Below are 25,595 nucleotides of genomic sequence, written 5' to 3' on the forward strand. Positions count from 1 at the left end.
CTCCCCGGCGGTCAACCGGGCGGCGCGATCGCGCATCCTCCTTCCCGTACGCCGACGGAAGGGTGCGCCCATGTACTGGATATAGAGGTCAGGGCCCCGCGTATGGGTCCTGCGCGGTCAAGAGACCATAAAGTTATGGATCGTGCCAAATGTTCCGGTCCCCGTCCCGTCCGTCGAGTCCGCCGCGCCCCCCGTCCGGCGGCTCTCCAGGACGGTCTGGGTCTTCGCGTCCGTGGCGGTGCTCGCCTACATCGCGGCGGTGCTGCACCGGACGTCCTTCGGGGTCGCGAGCCTTGAGGCGTCCGAGCGCTTCGGCATCTCCGCGGGCGTCCTGTCGTCGTTCACCGTCCTCCAGGTGCTCGTCTACGCGTCGCTCCAGATCCCGGTCGGCATCCTGCTGGACAGGTACGGCCCCCGGATCATGATCGCCGCCGGGGCGCTGCTGATGGCCGCGGGACAGGTCATGCTCGCCCTCGCGCCGAACGTCGCGACGGCCGTCGGGGCACGGGTGCTCGTCGGCGCGGGCGACGCGGCCACCTTCATCAGCGTGCTCGGCCTGGTCAACGGCTGGTTCCCGCCCCGGCACGCCCCGCTGGCCACCCAGCTCATCGCCACGCTCGGCCAGATCGGCCAGGTCCTCAGCGCGATCCCCCTCGTCGCGCTCCTGCACGGACCCGGCTGGCAGGCGGCCTTCGGCTCGGTCGCGGCGGTCGGCGTCCTCGTCGGGATCCTCGCCCTCCTCGTCCTCAGGGACCCGCCGCACCTCACCGCGGCCCGGGCCCCGGACGCACCCTCCGAGCGCCTCCTGGCGTCCCTGGCGGCCGCCTGGCGGCGTCCAGGGACGCGGCTCGGCGTCTGGACGCACTTCACCACCCAGGTCGCCGGCAACGCGTTCGTCCTCATGTGGGGCTACCCCTACCTCGTCACCGCGCAGGGCCTCTCCCCCGAGACGGCCGGGGCCCTCCTCACCGTCTTCGTCATCGCGACGATGGTCGCCGGGCCCGTCCTCGGCCGCGTCCTCGGGCCCCGCCCCCACCTGCGCACCCGGACCGCCGTCGGGATCGTCCTCGTCCTCGCCGCCTGCTGGACCGCCGTCCTCCTGTGGCCGGGCCACGCCCCGTTCTGGCTGCTCGTCCTGCTCATCGTCACGACGTCCGTCGGCGGCCCGGCCAGCATGATCGGCATGGACCACGCCCGCGACCACAACCCGCCGGCCAGCCACGGCGTCGCCGCCGGCATCGTCAACGGCGGTGGCTTCTTCGCCGCCATGCTCGCCATCCTCGCGATGGGGCTCATCCTCGACTTCGCCAGCCCCTCGGGCGCCTTCACCCCCGAGTCCTTCCGCCTGGCCTGGCTCGCCCTCTACCCCCTCTGGCTCATCGGCCTCCTCCAGATCACCCGCACCTCCCGATTCGCACAACTCCCCCCACCCCGGTAGAGTCTTCCCGTCGCGACAAGCGCCGCTAGCTCAGTTGGTTAGAGCAGCTGACTCTTAATCAGCGGGTCCGGGGTTCGAGTCCCTGGCGGCGCACAGTGCACACAGAAGATCCCGTTCCGGTCCTTCCGGAACGGGATCTTCTGTTTTCTGCCCCGGCTCGGCCGATCCGGTCGGCGCGCCTGGAACTTCGGCCGGGCCAGGTAGGTCTCCGTGTACGTGGTGGTCTCCGGGGTACCTGACGTCGGCCGCACGGCGATCAGAGGAGAGCGCGGGTGGTGAGCCAGTAGAGGCTCAGGATGAGGATGGGGGCGGTGAGGGTGGGGAGGGTCCAGCGGGAGGACGAGTGGCGGCGGAGCAGGGTGAGGAGGGGGTGGACGAGGGCGATGAGGAGGAGCTGGGTGGCTTCGATGCCGAGGTTGAAGCTGAGGAGGGGGAGAAGGAGGGACCAGGAGGCGTCCTCGTCGAGGTCCAGGGAGGAGGCGAAGCCCAGACCGTGGACCAGGCCGAAGAGGAAGACGATGGGGAGGCGCCAGCGGCCCAGGCGGTCCTCTCCGCGGCCGAGGAGGTCGGCCACGGCGACGATGGCGATGGAGGCGGCGATGACGGGCTCGACGACCGAGGCGGGGGCCGTCACGTAGCCGAGGGCGGCCAGGAGGAACGTGATGCTGTGGGCCGCGGTGAAGGCGGTGGCGGTGTAGACGATGTCGCGGAGGCGGCGGGCGCCCAGGAGGAGGGCGAACAGGAAGCAGAGGTGGTCGAGGCCGAGGAGGAGGTGCTCGATGCCCAGCCTGAAGAACTCGCCGACGTGGGCCTCGGTCTTCTCGGCGCCGATGTGGACGGTCGGGTCGGTCTCGGTGAGGATCGCGGAGGAGGCGACGCCGTCGAGGTCATAGGTGACGAGGGTCTTCGTGCTGTGGACGAAGTTCTCGAGCTCGGGGAACAGGGCGCTGGAGATCGCGTGGCGGCCGCCGGGGGCGTCGGCGCAGTCGTAGGCGAGGGTCAGCTTCGCGAAGGCCTTCTCGCCGCGCGTGACGAGGTCCGCGTCACCCGCCTGGGAGGCGGCGCAGCGCGCGTCGTCGTAGGCGACGGCGAAGCGCTCCGACACGTACTCGAAGACCGCGTCGCGGTTGAGGGCGAGTTGCCGGAGCTGCTCGTCCTTCTCGGTCGCCTCGTAGGACTCGGCATAGAGCCACGCCGACTTCATGAGGAGGTCGTACTCGAGTTCGAAGACGGCCGTGGCGTCGGCGCCCGAGCCCGTCACCCGAACGTGCGCCTCGGTGGTCGCGTCGTGGGCCGAGGCCGGGGCGCCGCCCAGGAGGACCGCGAACAGGAGGGCGAAGAACCAGCGCATGGGAGATCTCCAGAAAAGGGGACGGGTCGCCCCGGAGGGGGACTCCGGGGCGACCGTGGTGGTACGCACCGCGGACGTCAGTGACGACGCGGCTTCTTGGTGCCCTCGTGGTGCTGGAACCACGGGTACATCGGGGAGTTCTCATCCCAGTGGCCCGGCTTGCCGTGCTCGTCCTTGGTGAGGAAGACGCTCGGCTCGGACGCCGTCACGCCGCCGCCCGTCGAGCGGGCGGTGACGAACCAGGCGTAGGCGGTGTCGGCCTTGAGCTTCTTCCAGGTGACCGAGGCGACCTGGCCGGAGCCGACGGCGCTCGTGCCGATGACCTTCGTCGGCTCGTAGAGCGCCAGCGAGTCCGTCTGGAAGCCGGTGGCCCGCGTGGTCAGGTCGACCGGGAGCACCATGTTGTCCTCGGTGCCGTTGTACCGGTGGAGCGTGTCGAACTCCGAGGCGCCGAAGTCGTTCAGGAGCGGCGAGTACGTGTCGACGATCATCTCCGACCGGTCCACGTCGAACTGGAGCAGCCGCAGGAAGCTCGCGCCGAACTGGAGCTGGTCGGCGGGGTCGTACCCGCCGATCTCGGTGAGCCCGAGCCGGTCGGCCGAGACCGTGTAGAACTGGTAGTCGGCCAGCAGCTCGACGACGTCGTTGCCGACCGCGCCGACCTGCCGCTTCACGTTGGTGCCGACGCCGTGCTCGTGCCCGGCGAGGATGAGGAACACGTTCGGGTTCTGCGCGACGACGGTCTTGTAGAGCATCGAGCCGTCGGGGGCGGAGAATCCGGCGCCGCGCCCGTCGGGGTTGGTGCTCGGGGCCAGGTAGTCGTGCGACAGCAGGATGCCGTTGCGCTCGGGGTACTTCTTGAAGATGGAGTCGGCCCACTCGGCCTCGTCCCGGGTGACGCCGTAGGAGAGGCCGACGACGACGAAGTCCAGGCCGCCCGCGGAGAACAGGTCGTAGTGGTTCTGGTTGTCGCCCTCCTTCCACGGACCGCCGTACGTGGCGTGCTTCCAGCCGGAAGCGGCGTTCTGGTACCGGTCGGGGCCGTAGTACTTGTTGTAGATCGCGTCCGGCCCGTCCTCGGTGCCCGACTGGTTGTCGTGGTTGCCCGCGATGACGCCGGTGGGCACGCCCGCCACGTCGAGCCCGTTCATGAGCTTGGACGACAGCTCGAACTCGCCGACGACCTGCTGCTGCGCCGCCTCGGTGGCGGGCTTGCGGATGTTGTTCTCGATGATGTCGCCGGTGTGCGCGGCGTAGGCGATCTTCCGGGTGTCCTTGTTCGCGGTCACCCAGTCGACGACCTTGCCGTAGGCGGCCTCCCAGACAGCGCGCTCCTCAGCGGTCTCCTGCTCCACCGCGCCTTCGGAGAGGTACTGCGTGTCGGTGAAGTGGACGATGGAGAAGTCGAAGTCCTTCGGGTCGGCGAAACCGTTCGGGTCTCCGGCGTCGATGTCGTCGGCGAACGGGTCCTCGCCCGTCACCATGACGTGGACCTGCTTGCCGTCGATGTACTTCTCGTCGACGACGGCGGTGAGCATGGTGTTCCCGGAGGCGGCGCCGCGGGAGCTGGTCAGCAGGTCCCACGCGTCGGTCCTGGTGTTCCACGCGCGGAGCCCGGCGAGCCGCTCGGGGTCGATGGCGCCTTCCCAGCGCAGGACCGGGGAGTCGACGCGCTTGTCGACCTTGAGGTCGAACCGCTGGTAGGTGATGTCGGCGCTGTTCGGCGACGCGAGCGTCCTGCCGTCGGCGGGAGCCAGCGCGTCGGTCTTGGCCTTCTTCTCGCCCTTGACCTTCAGGGTGGTCGGCAGTTCCTTCACCGAGCCCTGGTAGACCTTGTCCGGCGCGACGATCTCGGCCTGCGAGAACGTGGCCTCGACCTTGCCTCCGTCGGGCTCGGCGACCTTCGCCGAGAGCGTCACGGAGCCGTCGACGTCGGTGGCGCCGAGCGCCGGGGACAGCTCGGCCGGGGCGTCGGGGATGCCCGCGGAGGTGAACTTGACCTCGCGCGTGGCGGTGTTGCCCAGGCCGTCGGCGGCGGTGACGCCCAGGGTGTGCTCACCGGCCTTCAGGCCGGGGCCGACCAGCGTGCCGAGCTCGATGGCCGCGCCGTCGAGGGTGACCTCGGGGCCGGTGGCGATGCCGGACATGTCGTCCATGGCGAGGTCCAGGACCACCGAGGCGGTGATCTTCTTGCCCGCGGCGGGGACGCTCTCGGTGACGACCGGCGCGGTGTTGTCGCTGAACAGCGCGCGGGTGGCCTCCTCACCGGTGCCGGACTTCGCGGCGAGCGTGTGCCTGCCGTCCTTGAGCGCGGTGGTGTCGAGTTCCGCCGTGCGGCCCTGCGCGGGCCCGTCCACGAAGAACTCGAGGTCGACCTCGGTGAAGGCGTTGACGCTGCTGCCGCAGGTTCCGTCGCCCATGCTGTAGGACGGCTTGACCATCCTGCCGGCGGCGGTGCCCTTCGCCGGGGTCAGCGTGATCCCGGAGATGGCGAAGTCGTCGCGGTTGGCGCAGGTCGTCGTCCAGGTGCCGGTGACGAAGTCGATCGTGTTCCACCCGGGCACGAGGTACTCGTTGGGGAACTTGAAGTCGACGTGCCTGCTGACGTAGTCGTCGTCGAGGAGGACCTTCTGGCCGTTGACCAGCAGGTGGTTCTGGTAGCGCTTCTCGATCGAGTTGCCGCCCACGGTGAAGCCGAGGGTGGCCTCGCCGGCCCCGAGGGTCTGCGGGACGGTCACCGCCGGAGCGTCGATCGCGTACTTCAGCTCGGCGTCGCGCAGGAACGTGGTGCTGGTGCCGCAGGCGCCGTCGCCCATCTCGTACGCGGCCTGGATGTCCCGGCCGGTGACGGTGCCGTCGGCGAAGGCCAGCTCCAGGTTCGAGATGACGAAGTCGTCGCGGTTGGCGCCGCAGGATTCGGCGTAGTCACCGGTGACGACCTTGATCGAGTTCTCGCCGGGCACCAGGAAGCGGGCCGGGATCCCGATCGAGACGCGCTGGCCGACCCAGCTGCCGCCGAGGTCGATCCGCTTGCCGTTGACGAGCAGGTAGTTGTCGAACTTGTCGTCGATGGAGTTCGCGCCGACGTCGAAGGAGAACGTCGCGGCGCCGGTGCCGAGGCTCGCCTTGGCCGGGACCTCGCCGCCGTCGACGGCGAGCGAGGAGACCTCGCCGGAGCCCTCGGCGGGCAGGGCGGCGAACACCGACTGGGTGCCCTTGGCGAGCGTGCCGTCTGTCGGGGTGAGCTTGGGCGCGCCGGCGGGGGCGTTGTTCACCGTCACCTTGTGCGCGACCTCGGTGCCCGAGGCGGTCGCCGCGGTGATCGTGTGCTCGCCGTTGGCCAGCTTCGCGGTGTCCACGTCGGCGGCGAGGCCCGTGGTGCGCTGCGGGTCGCCGAGGACGGTGAACGTGAGCGTCGCCTGCTTCAGCAGCGTGGGGCTGCTGCCGCAGCTCCCGTCGCCGAAGGAGAACGTGTAGGGGTTCTCCTCGCCGTCGGCGACCTCGCCCAGCAGTTCCAGGCCGACGTCGGTGAGGACGAAGTCGTCGTAGTTGACGCCGCAGGAGCTGTTCTGGATCGCGCCGACGACGATCTCGACCTTGTTCTCGCCCTTGACGAGGTACTCGTTCGGGATCTCCAGCGTGGCCCGCTCGCTGACGAAGTCGCCGATCTCCACCTGGTAGGCGCCGTTGACCTTGAGGTAGCTGTGGTAGATGGCCTCGGTGGAGTTCGAGCCGACGTCGAAGCTCAGACGGGACGTGCCCACCGTCTTGGCCGCGTCGATCGCCTTACCGTCCACGGCGAGTTCGGTGACGCTGTCGTCGGCCGTGGTCGGCACCGCGGTGAACTTCTGGGCGCCTTCGAGGTAAGCGCCGTCCGCGGGGGCGAGGACGGGCGGGGTCCCGTTTTCGGACGGGCTGGTGGGCTGCGGTTTGGGGGCCGCATATGCCGCCGTCGCCAGATTGACGGCGAGCAGCGTTGTGACCGCAGTGGCTGTCCGTAGCCATCCGCGGCCTCGTACCGGCTGCATCAGGTGCAGTCCCTTCATAGAGGAGACAAACACCGACACGCTGGATCACTCAGGTGAACGCGGTGGATCGGGGAGCTGAGTAGATCACTAACGCCGCAAGCATTTCGGACATAACGTCGGCATAAGGCGGCTCGCCCGTTATCGCTGCGCGATCCTCGCCTGCGGGACCGGCGTCGCCTGCGGGACCGGTGTGCTTCGCCCGTCGGACGGCGCGGGGACCCCGGGCCTGGCGCGCTTGGGACGGCGTTTGAAGAGCCAGTCCGTGGGGGGTTCGAGGATCGGCTTGAAGACGATCTGGGTGGGGCGGCTGCACAGCACGACGCCCAGGGCCACGCACAGCACGCAGGTGAGCGCGGCCCCGAGCGCGCCTCCGGGCACGAGCTCGAACCAGCCGTTGGCCAGGACGATCCTGATGACGGCGTAGTGCAGGACGTACATGTAGAGCGAGCGGGAGCCCAGGCGGGAGATCAGGCCGGCCCCCGTCGGGATCAGGGCGAGCACCGCGGCGCCCACCACCATCGTGCCGAAGATGGCGAAGAAGCGGAGCCCCGTGCCGACCGGGGCGACCCAGCCCGCGTACTCATAGGAGCGGTTCCACAGGGCCCGGAAGAAGTCCCTGCCGTCCATGAACTCGGGGAGGACGAGGAAGATCAGGGCGAACTCGACGAGCAGGATCCCTACGGCGGCGAGCCGGACGGCCGGGCGGCGCAGGACGTCGAAGTGCTCCCGCTTCACCATCAGCCCGAGCACGAAGAACGGGAGCATCGACAGGATCTTCGTGAAGATCCCGAGCTCCGACAGACCCGCCACGAGGGAGACGAACACCGCGACCGGGAACGGGTGCCGCATCTGCCACCAGAGCGGGGCGCTCCCCCGCCACAGGAACATCGCGGTCAGGAACCACAGGTGGGTGTAGGGCGCCAGCGGCGAGAACTCGAACGGCCGCAGGCCGAGCACCGCGTCGAGGATCTGGTACAGCAGGTCGAACACCAGGTAGGCGAGCGCGATCTTCGCGATGAGCCTGCGCGCGCGTCCCGTCGAGCGCAGGAAGCCCTGGCTGAAGTAGCCGACGAGGAACGCGAACACCGGCATCCGGAACGACGACCCCATCGCCTCGAACGCCGTGAACCACGGGCCGAGATCGACCCAGGTGAAGGCGTGACCGATGACGACCAGGCAGCCGATGACGAATTTGGCGTTGTCGAAATACGCCTCACGACCGGCCGGACGACTCAAGGCACTCTCCGCTTACCGATGGCTTCCAGAACGGACGAAAACCGCTGCTCCCTGACTCCCGGGAGCTTAGGATATAAGCGAAGAAATGTCTTCGCCCGCCCCCGTGAAGCATGGTGCTTCGCAGAACCTTCGCACGTCAACGGTCGGCGGCGCGCCACTTCAGGGGATCCGGACGCGGAAACCCCCGCCCGGACGGGCGGTGCGGGCCGTCGCGGACGGCGGGCTCCGGGCCAGCGGGAGTACCGCCCCGGGCCGCAGAATTCACGAAAGTGAAAAGGACGGCAACACCCTGTCATGGCCATCAGTCCGCCCTGTCTCCGGAAGGCCGCCGCAATTCACCGCGGATCAGCCAGGTGTTCTCGGGGCGGCAGACGAGTTCCACGCCGGTCGCCGTGCACCACGTCCGGTAGTCACCGGAATAGAGGCGTCGACCGAGCCATCGGAGATTCATATCATTGTCCGGCGTGTCAGGATTCTTCGGCTGTGCCGGAGCGAAGTTCGCCGCGTCGTCCACGCTGCCCGTCCCGGTGTGACGGGCGACCGCGGGATACGGGTAGACGGGGCGGGTCACGTGCCCGTCGGACGAGGCGATGATGCGGTCGGGCGCCCTGCCGCTCTCCGTCCAGGCCATCAGGGGCGTGAGGACGTCGAAGCGGGCGGGGCCCTCCCCGCCCGCGCAGTGCGCGACGCCGGGGAAGAGGAACAGCCTGGCGAAACCGTCGACGGCCGCGCCGCCCATGGCCTCGCGCATCGCCGCGTAGTAGGCGAGGGTGTTCCGCGGCGCGATGTACTGGTCGTTCCAGCCGTGCCAGAGCAGCAGTTTGCCCCCGGCGCGCTGGAAGCCGCCGAGATCGGGGTCCAAGGCCGCGAGATGGCCTGAGGCCCGGACGGCGTCCCAGAAGGACGCGACGGTGAATTTCAGATCGGACAGCCGCCAGCTCGGGTCCACGAGATTCGGACGGCCAAGGTAGCGGCCGTAGGCGAGGGCCGCCCTTTCGCTGTACGTCGTCCGGCCGGGCCGCGCGGGGACGAACAGGCTCCAGCCCAGTTCGGAGCCCCATTCGTGGGCGACCTCCGGCTCGAGCCGGTTCCCCTGCCCGTCGACGGCTCCACCGTGCAGCCGCCGGACCGCACCGACCTCCGCGGCCGACAGGCACCTGGCGCGGTTCTGGCCCGGCGCGCAGCGCAGCGTCCCCGGATCGAAGTCGCAGCGGCGCGGGTCGGTCAGGACTCCGTCCGCGACGCCGTCCAGGGTGTCGCAGGCGGCCAGGACCGCCCTGTGCAGCAGCGGGAGGCGGCCCGCGAGCAGGATGGGGTCACCCCCGGCGTCGCGGTTGGCCAGCACGCTCCAGCCGTGGTGGAAGAAGTTCTGCGCGAGGAGGTTGTTGGCGGGCGCGCCCGCGACGATCCCGTCGAAGTCGCCGGGGTAGCGCTGGGCCTCCATCAGCCCCTCGCGACCGCCGTCGGAGCATCCGACGAAGTAGGAGTAAGACGGCGGACGGCCGTAGAACCCCGTGATGACCGCCTTGGCCACCTCGGCCGTCACGTGCACCCCGCGGTAGGCGAAGTCGATCTGCGCCTGCGGGTCGAACGCCGCCCACGACCCGTCGTCCCTGCCCTGGTGCCCCATGTCCGTGGTCGCGCTCGCCACGGTGCCCGCCCTGACCTGCGGGCAGTTCGCGGCCCTGCCGTAGTTGATGACGGTCCTGCCGCACCTGCCGCCGCATCCGGTCTGCACGTACCGCTGCGTCCACCCGTCGACGGGCAGCCGCAGGACCACCCTGTTGGCCGGCGCGACGACCGCCCGCACCTCGCAGTACGGCGCCGCCGCGTCCGCCACCGACACCCTCGCCGACCGGATCTCGGCGGGCGCGTCGGTGACCCCGTCCAGCGCCAGCCCCTCCAGCGCCGCGCAGTCCATCACCGGCATGACCGCCGGAAGCTCCGCCGTCCCCTGCTTCGTGACGGGACGCGCCGGCGCCGCCACCCGGGGCGACCGCGGCACGTCCTCCCCTCCCCCAACCGCAACAAATGCTGCAAGGACCACCAAAACAGCGAACACGCCAAGGACCACCCTGGCCCGCACGCCTCCCCCAGCGTCCCCGTCCATGAACAGATGCTTCCCCGTAAACGATCACCGGCCCCCTCCGACCGACACCGATCCACCGGGGAAGATTCCACACATTATAGATAGAGAAAACATGATTAGCCCCCGAAACCGCACAGAACCCCACCGCCGAGCCAACCCGCCCCTGAACCCCCTTCCCCTCGAGCGCGACCCGCGCGCCCGGATCCCGGCGAGCAGCCCGCACACGCCCCCGCCGCAAGCACGCCTCCACCGCAGACGCGGGTCCGCGCAGACGCGGGCCCACCGCAAGCACGCCTCCACGCAGACGCGGGCCCACCACAGACGCGGATCTACCGCAAGCACGGGTCCACCGCAGACGCGGATCTATCGCAAGCACGGCGGTCCGCCGCAGACACGGGTCCCCGCAGACGCGGGTCCGCCGCAAGCACGGGTCCGACGCAGACACGGATCCGCGCAGACGCAGGTCCACCGCAAGCACGGGTCCGACGCAGACACGGATCCGCGCAGACGCAGGTCCACCGCAGACGCGGATCTACCGCAAGCACGGCGGTCCGCCGCAGACACGAATCCGCGCAGACACGAATCCGCGCAGACGCGGGTCGGACCACGGCGCACCGCGAACCTGCGCAGGGCGAGCGTGCGGAAGAACAGCGCGATGCCGACGACGAGGAGTGGCCGGGGGTCGACGGGTACGGCTCCGGCAGGCGTCGACGGGCCGGTAGCGAGAACACGTTCTCGTTGTGCGGGGCGCGGTGAATGGATGGTGATATCGGCGATCGATTCTTGCTTTTCGACCACGGGGGGAATGTTGGGAAATTGGGGGCGAGGGGCGGTTGCGGGTGGCTTTTCGGGTTGTTGGAATGGGGTGTCCGGAAAGGGGGTGCGGGCGGTGGGCAGGGTGGCGGGACCGGGGATGACGGGGATGTGGCGGGAAAAGGATTCGACCCGGGTGGTGGGGGCGGGGCAGCATTGAGCTTTTCGGCTGCTCTGGGGAGGGCGGATGACGGGGGAAGGAGCGGGGAAGGCCGCGGTCATGCTGGTGCTGCGGCGCTACCTCGGGGAGTTGCGGCGGCAGTGGAGGACCGCGGTACCGACGCTGACACTGCCCGCGGCGGGGAACGTGTGCCTGTACTACCTGGCGCCGCTGTTCGTGGCGGCGCTCGTCGGGCGGCTCGCCGAGGGCGGCGAGGTGCCGGTCCGCGAGTTGCTGCCGTACGTGCTCGGCTTCGGCGGGACCCTGCTCGCCGGGGAGGCGTGCTGGCGGGGCGGGATGCACTTCCTCAACCGCACCGACTCCCGGGGCATCGAAAGCCTCGGCGCGCAGGGCATGGACGAACTGCTCGCCAAGGACGCGGCGTTCTTCCAGGACGCCTTCGCCGGGTCGCTCACCAAGCGCGTCCTATCGTTCTCCGGCGGGTTCGAGGACTTCGCCGACACGCTCACCTTCTCGATCATGGCGAGCGTCATCCCCGTCGTGTTCGCGTCGGTCGTGCTGTGGCACTACGACCCGCTGCTCGTGCTGGTGCTCCTGGGCCTCATCACCGTCACCGCGCTGCTGGCGACGCCGTTCATCCGGCGCCGGCAGCGGCTGGTGGACGCCCGCGAAGCGGCGAAAGCCAGGGTGTCCGGACATGTCGCCGACATCCTGACGAACATGGAGACCGTCCGGGCCTTCGCGGCCGAAGAGCGGGAGGCCGCCGCGTACCGCAAGGGGCTCGCCGAACAGCAGCGGCTCGCCCTCCGGTCCTGGGACTACGGCAACCTCCGCGTCGACATGGTCGTCGCGCCGATGTCGGTCCTCACCAGCGCGGTCGGGCTGCTGCTCGCGGTCGCGCTGCGCGGCGGGCTCGGCGCGGAGGCGATCGTCGTGACGTTCGCGTACTACTCCAACGCGATCCGCATCATGTTCGAGTTCAACCAGGTGTACCGGCGCCTGGAGAGCACCCTCACCGAGGCCGCCCAGTTCACCGAGCTGCTGCTGGCGCCCCCGACCGTCGTCGACGCCGCCGACGCCGAGCCGCCGCGGCCCGCCGACGCCGCGGTCCGCTTCGAACGGGTCAGGTTCGCGCACGGCGGCGCGGCCCCCCTCTTCGACGGGCTCGACCTGGACATCGCCGGCGGCGCGAAGATCGGGCTCGTCGGCCGCTCCGGCGGCGGCAAGACCACCATCACGCGCCTGCTTCTCCGCCTCATGGACGTCGAAGGCGGCCGGATCCTCATCGGCGGCCAGGACATCGCGCGGATCCGGCAGCGCGACCTGCGCGAGATGATCGCCTACGTTCCGCAGGAGCCCGTGATGTTCCACAGGTCGGTCAGGGACAACATCGCCTTCGCCCGGCCCGGCGCCACCGAGGCCGAGATCCTGCGGGCCGCGCGAGCCGCGCACGTCACCGAGTTCACCGACCTCCTGCCCTCCGGATGGGACACACTGGTCGGCGAGCGCGGCGTGAAGCTGTCGGGCGGCCAGCGCCAGCGGGTGGCGCTCGCCCGCGCCATCCTGCGGGACTCCCCCGTCCTGCTCCTCGACGAGGCGACGAGCGCCCTGGACTCCGAGAGCGAGGCCCTCGTCCAGGACGCCCTGTGGCGGCTCATGCGGAACCGGACGGCCCTCGTCGTCGCCCACCGGCTGAGCACCGTCGTCAAGATGGACCAGCTCGTGGTCCTCGACCGCGGCACGATCATCGAGCAGGGCTCGCACCGCGAACTGCTCGCCGCGCGGGGCCCCTACGCCCGGCTGTGGCACCACCAGTCCGGCGGTTTCCTCGCCGAGCCGGAACCGGAGCCCGACGACATCGCCGCGACGTCGTCCTGAGTCAGTCCTCCGCGCCCAGCTCCGGGAGGTTCGCCGCCAGCGGCACGAACTCCTCCACCGACAGCAGCCCGTCATGGTCCACGTCGTACTCGGCGAACAGCGCCTTCACGATCCCCGAAAGATCGGCGACCTCCGCCGCCGGGAACATCCCGGCGATCGCCGCCGTCACCTCGTCCACCGTGAGCTGCCCGTCCCCATCGGTGTCGTACCGCGCGAACACCGCGACATACCGCTCAGACATGTCTCTCCCTCCCCATGGTTCCCAGCCCCCGATCGTAACCACCCCGGCAACCTCCTTCAGGAGGAGGCATGGCGCCCCCGGAGACCGGCCCTGCGGGCTAGGGGTGGGGGTGGGGTAGGGGGAGAAGGGTGGTGAGGGGTCTGCCTTCGGTGGACCAGCGGTGCAGAAGGGTGCGGTCCATCAGGTGGACGCCGAGGGTGGCGGCCTGGGTGCGGGCCTGGGGGGTGTAGGAGCCGTTGGTGACGACCAGGGCGCTTCGGCGGCCGGGGATCGCGGCGTCTCGGGCGGCGAAGACGGCGTAGGCGTCTACGCCGCCGTTCGAGCGGGTGCCTTCCACCCGGACGTGGAGACGGACTCCTTCGGGCGTCTGCGCGAACAGCCCGTGGGCCGCGGCCTCGGCGGTGCACCCGTCACGGCGCATGAGGTCGCGTACGGCGAGGGTGAGGGCCGCGTGGTCGAGTCCGTCGAGGTCGACGAGCGCGGCGTCGGCCTCCTGCTCCGTCCACGCCGCGGTGAGCCGCTCCGCGCAGTACAGGACGGCGCTCACCGCGAGGAGCACCACCACGACCATCCCGGACGGGTGCCGCATCAGGGCCTCGGCGAGGCCGAAGAAGAGGGCCGCCACCACCGCCCCGCCCAGCGCCGCGCCGCCCACCGCGACCGCCCACTCGCCGGCGCTCGCGGGCCGTCGCAACCGGAAGCCGGTGGTCCTCCCGGCACGCCGACGGCCGGGACCGCTCACGCGCCAACACCGGGCATGGCCCCTCCTCACGCTCGGGAAACTCCATTTCACACCGAGTCAGAGTGAAGCATCCGCAAGTACGGCAATCTGGAGAAACACCCACGCTTCCCGGAAAAACTTCCACGCGGAAGACCGTCGGTCCATCGCCCTGACCGGCCCGAAATACGGAACGGGTTCCCGCCAGGATGGCGGGAACCCTACGGCGCCGTTCCGCCCTCATCGGGTGGGCGGCATCGACACCGAGCATTCGTCGGCACCGCAACAGAAAATGCGCCGAAACAGGGGCCGGGAAGTGCTCTTTGCGCAACCGGGCGACCTGAGTGAAACATGTTCTAGATAACCGACGGTAAAGACACCCCCGACCCGGGTCAACCGACCTGTAGGGCCCAACCGATGGCCAGATTGTGACGCACGTTACATGTTGGTTCCGCGCCGCACCCCGCCGGAGCCCGCCCGAAGGTCAGGTCGCGGGGTCGATGTCGAAGGAGTAGGCGCGGATGTAGTCGACGACCATTTTGGCGGGGAAGGGGGTGGCTTCGGTGGGTTCACCAGGGAAGGGGCCGCCTACCGCGAGATTGAGCACGAGGAAGAAGGGATGGTCGAAGACCCACTCACCCGGGACCGAGGCCTTGTCGACGGTGTGGACGGCCTTGCCGTCGATCATGAAGGTGAGGGCGGTGGGGGTCCAGTCGACGCCGAAGACGTGGAAGCGGCTCGAGAAGGCGACCTTGCGACCTGGCGCGTACTGCTTGCTGATGCCCACACCGGAGTAGCCGGGGCCCTGCACCGTCGAGTAGTAGCGGTCGGTGAGGTCGCCGCGGCGCTCCATGACGTCGATCTCGCCGGAGGCGGGCCACGGGTTCGTCATGTGGTCGGCGCCGAGCAGCCAGAAGGCGGGCCACAGGCCCTTCCCGTCGGGCGACTTCATCCGCACGGTGACGCGGCCGTAGGTAGGCGCGAACTTGCCCTCGGTCGTGATGCGGGCCGAGGTGTAGCCCTGCGCGCCGGACCTCGCGGTGATCACGAGCCTGCCCTTGCCGTCGAGGGCGACGTTCTTCCGGGTGTTGCGCTCGAGCTCACCGGTGTCGGGGGTGGTGGTCTCGATGTTCCACCGCGCCGGGTCCGGCTTCGCGCCGCGCCGTCCGGTGAACTCCTCGCGCCACGTGAGGTGCATCCCCTCCGGCGTCTCCGCGTCGACGAGGTCGCCGGGGCCGAGGACGGGACCCGCGGTCTCCGGCGCCGCGACGGGCGCGGGATCCTCCCACACGTCCCTGAGCCATTGGGGCGGACCGAGGTTGACGACCAGGGCGACGGCGAAGCAGACCAGCACGAGGACGACCATCCCCAGGCCGCGCAGACGCTTCAACAAGGGTTCCCCCGGGGTAGGGCGCCGATCTTGGTGCGGCCGCCTTCATGATCCGTGACATGACCGTGAACAGATGGTTATACCGACAAACGCGGTCGGATACGCCTCTGTACGATAATTCCACACAGAGGCTATCGGTGCCGATGTGGCACGATGTGGAGAGTGAGCCGAGATGGCCGCGGACGAGCAGCCACCGTGGGGTGCCCCCTCCCCCCATCCCGTTGAGACCTGGGTTCCCGGCATCGAACGCCGGTTCGACGACGATCCGTTGAAGACCCGTTCGGAAGGGTTCATCCCACTCCGCTCCGTACCCGCGCGCGCCCATACGCCGCCCGCGCTGCGCACCGCGCCGCAGGTCGCCCCGCCGCATCGCGCGCCCCGGCGCCCCATGCCGGGCGTCCCCACTCCCCCTCCGGCCGACGTGCCGGTCGCACGGCCGGTGCCCGGCCGCCAGGTGACCACCCGCCCGGCCAAGCCGGCCGACGGGGCGGCGCCCAAGACCGCCGCGCGCAAACGGAACCGCAAGTACTCCGGCGACGGCAAGCGCGACCTACCGCGCATGGATCCCTCGGCGCTGCGGGTGACGGTGCTCATCCCGGCGCACAACGAGGTCAAGCAGATCACCGAGACCATCGCCTCCCTGCGCGGCCAGATGCGCCCGCCGGACCACATCGTGGTCATCGCGGACAACTGCACCGACAAGACCGCCGCGCTCGCGCACCTGCTCGGCGCGGAGATCGTCGAGACCGCGGGGAACAAGCACAAGAAGGCCGGGGCGCTCAACCAGGTTCTCGACCGCCTCCTCGACGTGTGCGACGACCACGACGTGATCATGGTAATGGATGCGGACTCGTCCTTGGACGCCGGATTCATCCACTACGGCGTCGAGTACCTCGCGTCCGGCGACTACGCGGCGGTCGGCGGAACGTTCACCGGCAAACCCGGCGGCGGCCTCGTCGGGATGTTCCAGCGCAATGAGTACGCGCGCTACGCCCGCGACGTGAGGCGCCTCGACGGGCAGGCCCTCGTCCTCACCGGGACCGCCACCCTGTTCAGGGCGGGCGTCCTGCACGAGGTCGTGGAGGCGCGGCGCGCAGGAGAGCTGCCGGGCCTCCCCACGGTCTACGACGTCCGCGTCCTCACCGAGGACAACGAGCTCACCCTGGGGATCCTGCACCGGGACTTCCGCATCCTGTGCCCTCCGGAGTGCACCCTGACGACCGAGGTGATGTTCACCTGGGGCGACCTGTTCCGGCAGCGCCTGCGCTGGAAGCGCGGCGCGCTGGAGAACCTGGTCGACTACGGCTGGACGCCGATCACCCGCACCTATTGGGGGCGCCAGGCGCTCTCCCTGCTCGGCATCATCGTGATCATGACCTACCTGGCCACGCTGGCGTACTCGGCGGTCGTCGGAGAGTTCCATTTCCACCCGCTCTGGCTGGGCGTGACGGTGATCTTCATGGTCGAGCGGATCGTCTCGGTACGGCAGCGGGGCGCCGTGCAGATGGCGATAGCCGCCACCATCTGGATCGAAATGATCTTCGACGTCTTTCTACAGGTCGCCCAGGCGAAAGCGTTCTGGGAAGCAGCAATCGGTAAAGAGAGAAAGTGGTGACGATGTACAACAACGCCCCCATGGGCAGCCTCGCCGCCGGCGCCGGTGGCGCCGCGGCCTCAGCGCCTTTCGTCGGCCTCCAGGCCGTCTGGATCGGCCTGGCGACCTTCACCCTGGTGTCGGCCTGCCTCGCCCTGAAGCGGATCCTCCCGAAGCGCAGCTCCTAGAGCCGCGCAGGCACCGGGGCCGAAATCGGGCAGGCCCGGAATCGGTGCGATGGAACGGGCACAGCAGTACAGCGGCAACACGGGCCACACAGACCAGAACGGCCCCACCTGGAAGCCAGGTGGGGCCGTTCCCGTTCCCGCGGGGCCGTCAGCCGTTCGGGCAGGTGCTGCGGAACTCCTCCACGTCCCCGCCGGCGGACGGGCCGGGGCAGAGGAACTGCTCGAAGCGGGTGTCGTTGTCGACGAAGCGCTTCAACCAGGAGATCGAGTACTTGGCGATGGTGGTGTTGGCGCTGTTCGGGGCGAAGTGGGACGCGTTGTTCAGCTCCAGGTACGCCTTGTCGGGGGTGCTCGGGAGACTGGTGTAGAAGGGCTCGGAGTGGCTCGCGACGGGGGCGACGGTGTCGCTCTCGGCGCCCACGATGAACGTCGGGACGCGGTTGCCGCTCCAGCTCTTGGTGAGGTTCCACGGGGTCAGCGGGATGCCGGCCTTGAGCGACGGCCTGTCCTTGATCGCTTCCAGGACGCCGCCTCCGCCCATGGAGTGGCCCATGACGGCGAGCCGGGAGGCGTCGATGCGGGTCCGGACGGAGCTGCGCTGGGTCAGGTAGTCCAGCGCGGCGAGCATCTGGTCGCCGCGGCTGGCGGGCTGGTCGAGGGTGGTGTTGGTGTCGATCGTGAAGATCACGAAGCCCTGGGAGGCGAGGCGCGCGCCGAGCCAGGACATGCTCGACTGGTAGGCGGTGTAGCCGGGCGCGATCACGACGGCACCGAAGGTCCCGTCGCTGGTGGAGGTCGGGTAGTAGATCGTGCCGCCGCCGAAGCCGGTCACGCCCAGGCTCGACACCGAGGTCTGCGAGGTCGAGTACGAGCCGCGCAGGGCCTCGATGCTGGAGTTGGTGGGGGCGGGGCCCCTCTCGTAGGGGTTGGCCGCGGCCTGCGCGGGGGCGGAGGCGAACGCGGCGACCGCCGCGACGGCCACGGCGGCCGGCAGCAGGCGCAGGGTGTCCAGGCTCTTGCCGAACATGGGGGCTCCTCTCGTGCCCGCGGCATGCGGGGGCGGTGGGTACCGCGGGCGCTCGCCTCGCAGTCTCCGCCGCCGGAGCCCGGCGGGCATCGGCGAAACGACCTGCCACCGGGGAGCCCGCACTGGAGCGGTCCGAAAACGGCTTCGGACGGGGCGGCCCGTCCCGTCCGCCGTCCGCAATCCGCCTCAGGGCCCCTCGTGATGACCATCCCCATTGTCGGATTTAGGCGATTTTTACGACAAAGCTCGCTTACCGTAGTCGGGTGAGATCGCTCGGGTGGAGGCGCTGGTGGAGTGGGCACCCGGCGCTGTTCAGCGCGGTGATGTGCGTCGCGATCTGCGGCCTGTCGCTGGCAATGCTGCGGATCGATCCGCACGGGCGGCCCCGCGATCTCCTGCCCGTCAACTACGTCCTCGCGGTGCTGGCCGCGCTGCCCCTCGCGCTCCGTGACCGGTGGCCGATCGGCGTCCTCGGCGCGGTGATGGCCGTCACCACCCTGCACCAGCTGCTGCCCGGCGGCGAGATGGTCGTGCTCCCCGTCCAGGTCGCGATCTACGGGGTCGCCCTGCGCACCGACAGGCTGCGCGGCTGGCTCGCGGGCGCCACGGCGGCCACGTGGACGATCCTGCTGATCGCCGTCGCGAGCCACTGGGACTGGGAGACGGAGTTCCTCGGCGTCTTCACCGGCGCGGGGCTCGCGGTCGCGCTCGGCGACGCCATCCGCAACCGGCGCGCCTATGTCGCGGCCCTGGTGGAGCGGGCGGCGCGGGCCGAGCGCACCCGCGACGAGGTCGCCGCCCGCCGCGTCGCCGAGGAGCGCATGCGCATCGCCCGCGAGCTGCACGACGTGGTCGCCCACCAGCTCACGCTGATCAACGCCCAGGCGGCGGTCACCCTCCATCTGAACGAGGCGTCCGGCCACGCCGCCGAGGTCCTCGCCCACATCAAGGACGACTCGCGCGAGGCGCTGACGGAGCTGCGCGCGATAGTGGGGCTTCTCGGGAGCGGAGAGGACGAGTCCGACACTCCGCGAGCGCCCGTCCCCGGAATCGATCGCCTCGACGATCTGGTCAAATCGTTCAGACGGGCAGGATTGGCTGTGGACATCTCGACTGAGGGCGAGCCGCGGCAGCTACCGTCGGCGGTGAACGTGTCGGGCTACCGGATCGTCCAGGAGGCGCTCACCAACGTCCGCAAGCACTCGCGCGCCGCCGAGGCGAAGGTCCGCCTCCGGTACGCGCCGAACGCGCTGCGGATCACCGTGGAGGACGACGGCCCGGGGGACGAGCCTCCGGGCGACGGCGTCGGGCGCGGCCTGCTGGGCATGCGCGAGCGCACCGCGGCGGTGGGCGGGTCGATCACGGTCGGTCCGGTCGGCGGCGGAGGTTTCAAGGTGGATGCGGAGCTTCCTTTGGGGGTGCGATGATCAAGGTGGTGCTGGCCGACGACCAGGCGCTCCTCCGCGGCACGCTGCGGTACCTGCTGAGCCGCGAGCCGGGCATGGAGGTGGTCGGCGAGGCGTCCGAGGGCGGCGAGGCCGTCGCCCTCGCCGTCGAGGCGCGCGCCGATCTGGTGATCATGGACATCCGGATGCCCGGCATGGACGGCCTCGAGGCGACCCGCAAGCTCAAAGAGGCGATCCCGGAGTGCAAGGTCCTCATCCTCACCACCTTCGAGCTCGACGAGTACGTCTTCGAGGCGCTGCGCGCGGGCGCGAGCGGTTTCCTCGGCAAGGGCGTGGAGCCCGTCGACCTCCTGAACGGCATCCGGACCGTCGCCGCGGGTGAGTCCTTGCTCTCCCCCGCGGCCACCAAGGCGCTCATCGCGCACTTCCGCGAGAGCCCGGCGCAGCCCTCCGAATACGGGCAGGAGCGGCTTGCGGAGCTCACTCCGCGTGAGCGCGAGGTGCTGTCGCTCGTCGCGTGGGGCCTCTCCAACGACGACATCTCGCTCAGACTCCACTTGAGCCCGCATACGGTAAAGACGCACATCAACCGCACCATGTCAAAGCTCGGCGTCAGCGATCGGGCCCAACTCGTGGTGATCGCCTACGAGACCGGACTCGTCCGTCCGGGCGAGAGGTGACTCTCCGCATACCGCGGTCGCGGTAGTCGGAATACCCGCCGTGCTCCGATTCGGGAGCCGCCCCCTCGGCGGCAAAGTGAATAGCGTCCTGTCCGAACTCCTGTGAAACGAGCTATCCCCCGTGTCCTGGTTGTCCAGAATCAGCCTCAAGCATCGCAAGCTGATCATGCTGATCACGCTCGCGGTGCTCGCGGTGGGCGCGTACGCGATCCCGACCCTCAAGCAGCAGCTGCTGCCGAACCTGAGCCTTCCGGTGGTCTCGATCACGGCCGTCTACCCCGGCGCCTCCCCCGAGGTCATCGAGGAACAGATCATCAAGCCGATCGAGAACGTGGCCAAGGGCTCCGAGGGCCTGGACACGATGTCGTCGACGTCGCGCCAGTCCGTCGGCGTGGTCATCATGATGTACGAGTTCGGCACGGACACCGACGCCAGGGTCAGCGAGGTGCAGCAGGCGATCAACCGGCTGTCGCAGCTGCCCGAGTCGGTCGACCCCGAGGTGCGGACCGGCTCCCTCGGCGACATCCCGACCGTCACGCTGGCGGCCACCGGCGGCGCGAACGCGCAGGATCTCGCCGACCGGCTCCAGCGCTCGGTCGTCCCGGAGCTCCAGTCCATCGACGGAGTCAACGAGGTCACCGTCAGCGGTGAGCGCGAGAAGCTCGTGCAGATCGTCCCGGACGCCGCGGCCATGGCCGCGCGCGGTCTGAACGTCACCTCCATCACCGGCGCCCTGAGCACCGCGGGCATGACCGTGCCGAGCGGCTCGATCGCCGCGGACGGCAAGAACCTCAGCGTGCAGACCGGCGGCCCGATCACCTCGGTCAAGGACATCCAGGATCTCTGGATCACCCCGTCCGCGCCCGCCGGCGCCACCGCGCCGGGCGCGTCCTCCGGCCCGGTCCGGCTGTCGGCGATCGCCGACGTCACCCTCGCCGACAGCGAGCCGACCTCGCTGACCCGCACCAACGGCCAGGACAGCCTGGGCGTCTCGATCACCCTGGACCACGACGGCAGCGCCACCACGGTGTCCGACGCCGTCCAGGAGAAGCTGCCCGACCTGGAGAAGGCGCTCGGCGACGGGGCCGAGCTCACGGTCATCTCCGACAACGGACCACAGGTCGCCTCCTCCGTCCGCGGCCTGGTCGAGGAGGGCCTGCTCGGCCTCCTCATGGCCGTGCTCGTGATCGTGGTCTTCCTGCGCTCCGGCCGCTCCACCCTGGTCACCGCGATCTCGATCCCGCTGTCGCTGCTCGTCGCGCTGATCACGCTGAAGTTCGCCGACTACTCGCTCAACATGCTCACCCTCGGCGCGCTCACCATGGCCGTCGGACGAGTGGTGGACGACTCGATCGTCGTCCTGGAGAACATCAAGCGCCACCTCGGCTACGGCGAGGAGAAGCGCACCGCCATCATCGGCGCGGTCAAGGAAGTGGCGGGCGCCGTCACCTCCTCCACCGCCACCACGGTCGCGGTGTTCCTGCCCATCGCCGTGGTCGGCGGCTTCATCGGCGAGCTGTTCCGGCCGTTCTCCATCACCGTGGCCGTCGCGATGATCGCCTCCCTGGTCGTCTCGCTGACGATCGTCCCGGTGCTCGCCTTCTGGTTCCTCAAGATCCCCGACACCGGCGGCGACGTCGAGGCGTTCCGCGCCAAGATCGAGGAGGAGGAGCGGCAGGGTCCGCTCCAGCGCTACTACGTCCCGATCATCGGGTGGGCCATCACCAGGCGGAAGACCGTCCTGGCGCTCTCCCTGGTGATCCTCATCGCCACCTTCGGCATGGCGGGTCTGCTGAAGAGCAGCTTCATCGGCTCGGGCGAGGTCGCCTCGCTGCGCGTCACCCAGACCCTCCCCGTCGGCACCGACCTCGCGACCACGAACACCGCGGCCCAGAAGGTCGAGGCGGCGGTCAAGGGCACCAAGGGCGTCGAGTCCTACCAGGTCACCGTCGGCGAGGGCAGCGGCGGCATGTTCGGCGGCGGCGCGGGCAACACCGCGGGCCTCACCGTCGCGCTGGCCGACGGCGCCGACGCCGAGGCGGTCCAGGACGAGCTGGACGAGAAGCTCAAGGCGCTCCAGGGCGCCGGCGAGCTGAGCGTCGCCGCGGACACCGGCGTCGGCGCCAGCAACGCCATCGAGATCCAGGTCAAGGCCACCGACGACGCGACGCTGAAGGCCGGCGCGGAGAAGATGCGCGACGCGCTGGCGAAGCTGCCGGAGCTCAAGGAGGTCACCACCGACCTCTCGGAGAGCGCGCCGCAGATCACCATCCGCGCCAACGACGTCCGCGCGGCGAAGGCCGGCCTGTCCGAGGTCGCCATCTCCCAGATCGTCGCCCAGGCGATCCAGGGCTCGACCGTCTCCACGGTCAACGTCGAGGGCGCCGAGACCGACGTCGTGGTCAAGAGCAGCACCGAGAAGCCGGCCTCCCTGGCCGACGTCCGCAACCTGCGGGTCCCGACGGCGGCCGGCCTGGTGAAGCTCTCCGACATCGCCGACGTGAAGGAGGTGGCCGGCTCGGTCGAGCGCAGCCGCCTCGACGGGGAGCGCACCGTCACGGTCTCGGCGACCCCGGTGGCCGAGGACCTCACCAAGGCGAGCGCCGCGGTCCAGAAGGTGCTGGACGAGACCGACCCGCCCGAGGGCGCGACCTACACCCTCGCCGGTGTCCTCTCCGACCAGGGCGACGCGTTCGGCCAGCTCGGCCTGGCGATGCTCGCGGCGATCCTGATCGTCTTCCTGATCCTGGTCGCCGTGTTCGGCAGCATCCGCCAGACCCTGGTGCTGCTGGTCTCCATCCCGTTCGCCGCGACCGGCGCGATCCTGCTGCTGCTCATCACCGGCACGCCGCTGGACGTCGCCGCGATGATCGGCATGCTGATGCTGATCGGCATCGTCATCACCAACGCGATCGTGCTGGTGGACCTCATCAACACCTACCGCGAGCAGGGCATGCCGCTGCACGAGGCGGTGTTCGAGGGCGGTCGGCGCCGCCTGCGGCCGATCCTGATGACGGCCCTGGCGACGATCTTCGCGCTGATCCCGATGGCGCTGGGGATCACCGGCCACGGCGGGTTCATCTCCAAGCCGCTGGCGATCGTGGTCATCGGCGGCCTGCTCAGCTCGACGCTGCTGACCCTGGTGCTGATCCCGACCCTCTACACGATGGTCGAGGGGCGGCGCGAGGCCAAGCACGCCAAGAAGAAGGGCGCCGCGGCCGAGCCTCCGGCCGAGCGCGACGAGGACGAGGCCGCCGAGCTCACGCCGGTGTCCTAGCCCCTTCCCGCCCTTCCCCGCGGCCCCTGTCCCTTCCCGGGACGGGGGCCGCACCCGTTCCCGGAGATTCCCTTACCCGTCAGGCGAAGGGCGTCCGCTTCCGTCCCTTTCTGGCAGATGTCCAGTATGGCCGGAACCCGGGAAAGGGGGGCCGGGGGCGACAGAACGACGCTCGGCCGCCCCTGGCGCCCCCACATCCGGGGCGGACCCTTCGAGCCGGAGCACGGTACTGGACATATCACCACTAAACGGACTTTTCACAACAAATGGATTAGATAACGCGAACTACCAACTATGACCTACAACACTAACGCGCCCCCGCGGATCCGGCCCGCGGGGAGAGACGACCTGGGCTTTCACCCGCTGGACCGGGACAATTTACACTCCGGGGACAGGTGTCAACCTTCGCGTTAGCTGCCACACCGCCCCGGGAGATAACAGAAAATGCCCCTTCAGGTCGCCGAATACGGCATGCTGCCACCTGCGTAAGAATCGTGTCCGTCACGTGATGAGGACCTGGTCCATGTCTACGGCTTCCCCACCCGCCAAAGCCCCCCGTCCGCCGGTCGAACGGGCCCTGCTCGCCTGGCTGTGCTGTGTCCTGGCCTCCGGGGCCGGCTGGGTGTGGGCCGTCACGACCGTGCCCGCCGAGGTCCGCGAGGTCACCGCCTGGGGCGGTGGCGGCGCCGCCCTCGCCCTGTGCCTGTCGTGCGCCCTCACCGTCTACTTCGCGGCCCGCGGCCGCTGGGACGCCACGCGGTTCGCGCACGTCGGCACCGAGCTCAACGGGGTCGAGACCGAGCTGTACCGGATCGGCGAGGAGTCCCTGCCGATCCTCGTGCGCCGCGCCCGCGAAGGCGCCCCGCTGGAGGTCATGCTCGGCGAGATCCGGCGTCCGGCGAACGTCACCCTCCAGCGGCTGCTGCACACCGTCGCCGCCGAACTGCACGCGGCCGAGCAGCGCACCGCCGCCGCGGCCGCCGCGACCACCCGGCACGAACTCGAGGCGGCCCGCCTCACCGATGTGCTGCTACCCGAGATGGTGCGCCTCGCCCGCGACGAGCGCGCGTCCCGCGAGACGGTGCTCGCCGCGCTGGAGCGGCCCGCGGACGCCGAGCTGGACCGGCTGCTGGAGGAGATCGCCGAGGCGGTCACCAGCGGCGAGCGGCGGGGCGGTGCGGCGATGGCCGCGTGCGCGAACGCCGCGGCCCGGGTGCAGGCCCAGACCACGAGCCTTCTCGCCGAACTGCGCGAGATGGAGCACAGGTACGGCGACGACAAGGTCTTCGCCGACCTGCTGGAGATCGACCACCGGGTCTCCCAGCTCGGCCGGCTCGCCGACAGCATCGCGCTGCTCAGCGGCGGCCGCACCGGCCGCCGCTGGACCAAGCCCATCGTCATGGAGAGCGTCCTGCGCGGCGCGATGGGCCGGATCGACGCCTACCGGCGCGTCCGGCTGCACAACACGAGCAAGGCCGCGGTCGTCGGCTACGCGGCCGAGGGCGTCATGCACGCGCTCGCCGAGCTCATGGACAACGCGACGACGTTCTCGGCGCACGGCAGCGAGGTCCACGTCTACCTGGAAGAGGAGGACGCGGGCGTCATCATCACCATCGAGGACAGCGGCCTCGGCATGCGCAAGCGCGAACGGCAGCGCGCCGAGTCCCTCGTCGCCGGCCCGTTCGACCTGCGAACGATGCCCGGCACCCGCCTCGGCCTCGCCGTCGTCGGCCGCCTCAACTCCAAGTACGGGCTGAAGGTGAACTTCCGGCCGTCCTCGCGGGGCGGCACCGGCGTCGTCATGATGATCCCGCGCCAGCTGGTCACCCAGCAGCGGCCCGACTCGCCGCCCGCCGCCCTCACCGGCCGGCCCACCGTGACCGTCCCCGCGCCCGCCGCTGAGGACCTCCAGGAGGCCGCGGCGACGTCGTCCGGCGGTGACTGGTCCGACCTGCCCAAGCGCCCGCGAGGCGCCGCCCTGGCCGCTGCGGGCCACCTCGATCTCCCGGCCGAGCCCGCCCCTCCGGCGGACATTCGCGAGGCAGGGGCCCGGTTCGCCGCCTTCCGGCAGGCCGGGAAAGACGCGTCGCAGACCCAGGACGAACGATAGGAACCGGTCT

The 25,595-nt window shown here is 70.2% G+C and carries 16 protein-coding genes and 1 tRNA gene; 9 read left to right on the forward strand and 8 right to left on the reverse strand.

What is annotated here, in order from left to right:
* The first annotated feature begins 142 nt into the window (after window positions 1–142).
* Together EDD29_RS35965 and EDD29_RS35970 are read left to right on the forward strand one after the other, a co-directional pair.
* A complete protein-coding gene (locus tag EDD29_RS35965) occupies window positions 143–1,438 on the forward strand; it encodes an MFS transporter (RefSeq protein WP_246053180.1) in 1,296 nt (431 codons plus the stop codon).
* 19 nt (window positions 1,439–1,457) lie between these two features.
* Window positions 1,458–1,531, forward strand: a tRNA-Lys gene (locus tag EDD29_RS35970).
* A gap of 163 nt (window positions 1,532–1,694) precedes the next feature.
* Here EDD29_RS35970 and EDD29_RS35975 read toward each other — a convergent pair.
* The 4 genes from EDD29_RS35975 to EDD29_RS35990 form a co-directional block, all read right to left on the reverse strand.
* Window positions 1,695–2,789, reverse strand: coding sequence for a HupE/UreJ family protein (locus EDD29_RS35975; RefSeq protein ID WP_123668677.1), 1,095 nt, complete (start codon window positions 2,787–2,789; stop codon window positions 1,695–1,697).
* A gap of 77 nt (window positions 2,790–2,866) precedes the next feature.
* Window positions 2,867–6,835: a metallophosphoesterase gene (locus EDD29_RS35980; protein WP_123668678.1), complete on the reverse strand. Its 3,969-nt coding sequence runs from the start codon at window positions 6,833–6,835 to the stop codon at window positions 2,867–2,869.
* Between the two features lie 120 nt (window positions 6,836–6,955).
* Entirely contained in the window at window positions 6,956–8,053 is a 1,098-nt protein-coding gene (locus EDD29_RS35985) for an acyltransferase family protein (protein ID WP_123668679.1), read from the reverse strand.
* A gap of 301 nt (window positions 8,054–8,354) precedes the next feature.
* Window positions 8,355–10,058 (reverse strand): tannase/feruloyl esterase family alpha/beta hydrolase, encoded by a 1,704-nt coding sequence (locus EDD29_RS35990; RefSeq protein WP_211360114.1) that lies wholly within the window; start codon window positions 10,056–10,058, stop codon window positions 8,355–8,357.
* A gap of 1,084 nt (window positions 10,059–11,142) precedes the next feature.
* Here EDD29_RS35990 and EDD29_RS35995 point away from each other — a divergent pair.
* Window positions 11,143–12,954 (forward strand): ABC transporter ATP-binding protein, encoded by a 1,812-nt coding sequence (locus tag EDD29_RS35995; RefSeq protein WP_123668681.1) that lies wholly within the window; start codon window positions 11,143–11,145, stop codon window positions 12,952–12,954.
* A 1-nt stretch (window position 12,955) separates the two neighbouring features.
* Here EDD29_RS35995 and EDD29_RS36000 read toward each other — a convergent pair whose 3' ends face one another.
* From EDD29_RS36000 to EDD29_RS36010, 3 genes are all read right to left on the reverse strand, one after another.
* Complete coding sequence (locus tag EDD29_RS36000) at window positions 12,956–13,195, reverse strand: EF-hand domain-containing protein (protein ID WP_123668682.1); 240 nt, start codon at window positions 13,193–13,195, stop codon at window positions 12,956–12,958.
* A 97-nt stretch (window positions 13,196–13,292) separates the two neighbouring features.
* Window positions 13,293–13,889 carry a restriction endonuclease gene (locus EDD29_RS36005; protein WP_123668683.1) on the reverse strand — a complete coding sequence of 199 codons (597 nt, stop codon included), beginning with the start codon at window positions 13,887–13,889 and terminating at the stop codon, window positions 13,293–13,295.
* A gap of 508 nt (window positions 13,890–14,397) precedes the next feature.
* Window positions 14,398–15,303 carry a glycoside hydrolase family 16 protein gene (locus EDD29_RS36010; protein WP_123668684.1) on the reverse strand — a complete coding sequence of 302 codons (906 nt, stop codon included), beginning with the start codon at window positions 15,301–15,303 and terminating at the stop codon, window positions 14,398–14,400.
* Window positions 15,304–15,571: 268 nt separating this feature from the next.
* On the opposite strand from EDD29_RS36010, the gene EDD29_RS36015 reads away from it, so the two are divergent.
* Together EDD29_RS36015 and EDD29_RS45935 are read left to right on the forward strand one after the other, a co-directional pair.
* Window positions 15,572–16,918 (forward strand): glycosyltransferase family 2 protein, encoded by a 1,347-nt coding sequence (locus EDD29_RS36015; protein WP_211360115.1) that lies wholly within the window; start codon window positions 15,572–15,574, stop codon window positions 16,916–16,918.
* Window positions 16,915–17,085, forward strand: a complete 171-nt coding sequence (locus EDD29_RS45935) for a hypothetical protein (RefSeq protein ID WP_170201711.1) — start codon at window positions 16,915–16,917, stop codon at window positions 17,083–17,085. The genes EDD29_RS36015 and EDD29_RS45935 overlap by 4 nt, the downstream gene beginning before the upstream one ends.
* Window positions 17,086–17,233: 148 nt before the next feature.
* Here EDD29_RS45935 and bdeA read toward each other — a convergent pair whose 3' ends face one another.
* Entirely contained in the window at window positions 17,234–18,112 is an 879-nt protein-coding gene (bdeA, locus tag EDD29_RS36020; RefSeq protein WP_123668685.1) for a bis(hydroxyethyl) terephthalate hydrolase, read from the reverse strand.
* 263 nt (window positions 18,113–18,375) lie between these two features.
* Here bdeA and EDD29_RS36025 point away from each other — a divergent pair, with 263 nt between their 5' ends.
* From EDD29_RS36025 to EDD29_RS36040, 4 genes are all read left to right on the forward strand, one after another.
* Complete coding sequence (locus EDD29_RS36025; RefSeq protein ID WP_148086212.1) at window positions 18,376–19,539, forward strand: sensor histidine kinase; 1,164 nt, start codon at window positions 18,376–18,378, stop codon at window positions 19,537–19,539.
* The gene (locus EDD29_RS36030; protein ID WP_123668687.1) at window positions 19,536–20,198 is read left to right on the forward strand and encodes a response regulator; all 663 of its coding nucleotides are present in this window, start codon (window positions 19,536–19,538) and stop codon (window positions 20,196–20,198) included. The genes EDD29_RS36025 and EDD29_RS36030 overlap by 4 nt, the downstream gene beginning before the upstream one ends.
* Window positions 20,199–20,319: 121 nt before the next feature.
* Entirely contained in the window at window positions 20,320–23,475 is a 3,156-nt protein-coding gene (locus EDD29_RS36035; RefSeq protein WP_123668688.1) for an efflux RND transporter permease subunit, read from the forward strand.
* A 523-nt stretch (window positions 23,476–23,998) separates the two neighbouring features.
* Entirely contained in the window at window positions 23,999–25,585 is a 1,587-nt protein-coding gene (locus tag EDD29_RS36040; protein WP_123668689.1) for a sensor histidine kinase, read from the forward strand.
* Window positions 25,586–25,595 lie beyond the last annotated feature (10 nt).

This window comes from Actinocorallia herbida (genome assembly GCF_003751225.1).
In the GTDB taxonomy this organism is placed as follows: Bacteria; Actinomycetota; Actinomycetes; order Streptosporangiales; family Streptosporangiaceae; genus Actinocorallia; species Actinocorallia herbida.

Excerpts from the sequence above, each read along its gene's own strand:
- EDD29_RS35975 (WP_123668677.1), bottom strand. The coding sequence starts at position 2,789 with ATGCGCTGGTTCTTCGCCCTCCTGTTCGCGGTCCTCCTGGGCGGCGCC.
- EDD29_RS35980 (WP_123668678.1), bottom strand. The coding sequence starts at position 6,835 with ATGAAGGGACTGCACCTGATGCAGCCGGTACGAGGCCGCGGATGGCTA.
- EDD29_RS35995 (WP_123668681.1), top strand. The coding sequence starts at position 11,143 with ATGACGGGGGAAGGAGCGGGGAAGGCCGCGGTCATGCTGGTGCTGCGG.
- EDD29_RS36000 (WP_123668682.1), bottom strand. The coding sequence starts at position 13,195 with ATGTCTGAGCGGTATGTCGCGGTGTTCGCGCGGTACGACACCGATGGG.
- bdeA (WP_123668685.1), bottom strand. The coding sequence starts at position 18,112 with ATGTTCGGCAAGAGCCTGGACACCCTGCGCCTGCTGCCGGCCGCCGTG.
- EDD29_RS36030 (WP_123668687.1), top strand. The coding sequence starts at position 19,536 with ATGATCAAGGTGGTGCTGGCCGACGACCAGGCGCTCCTCCGCGGCACG.
- EDD29_RS36040 (WP_123668689.1), top strand. The coding sequence starts at position 23,999 with ATGTCTACGGCTTCCCCACCCGCCAAAGCCCCCCGTCCGCCGGTCGAA.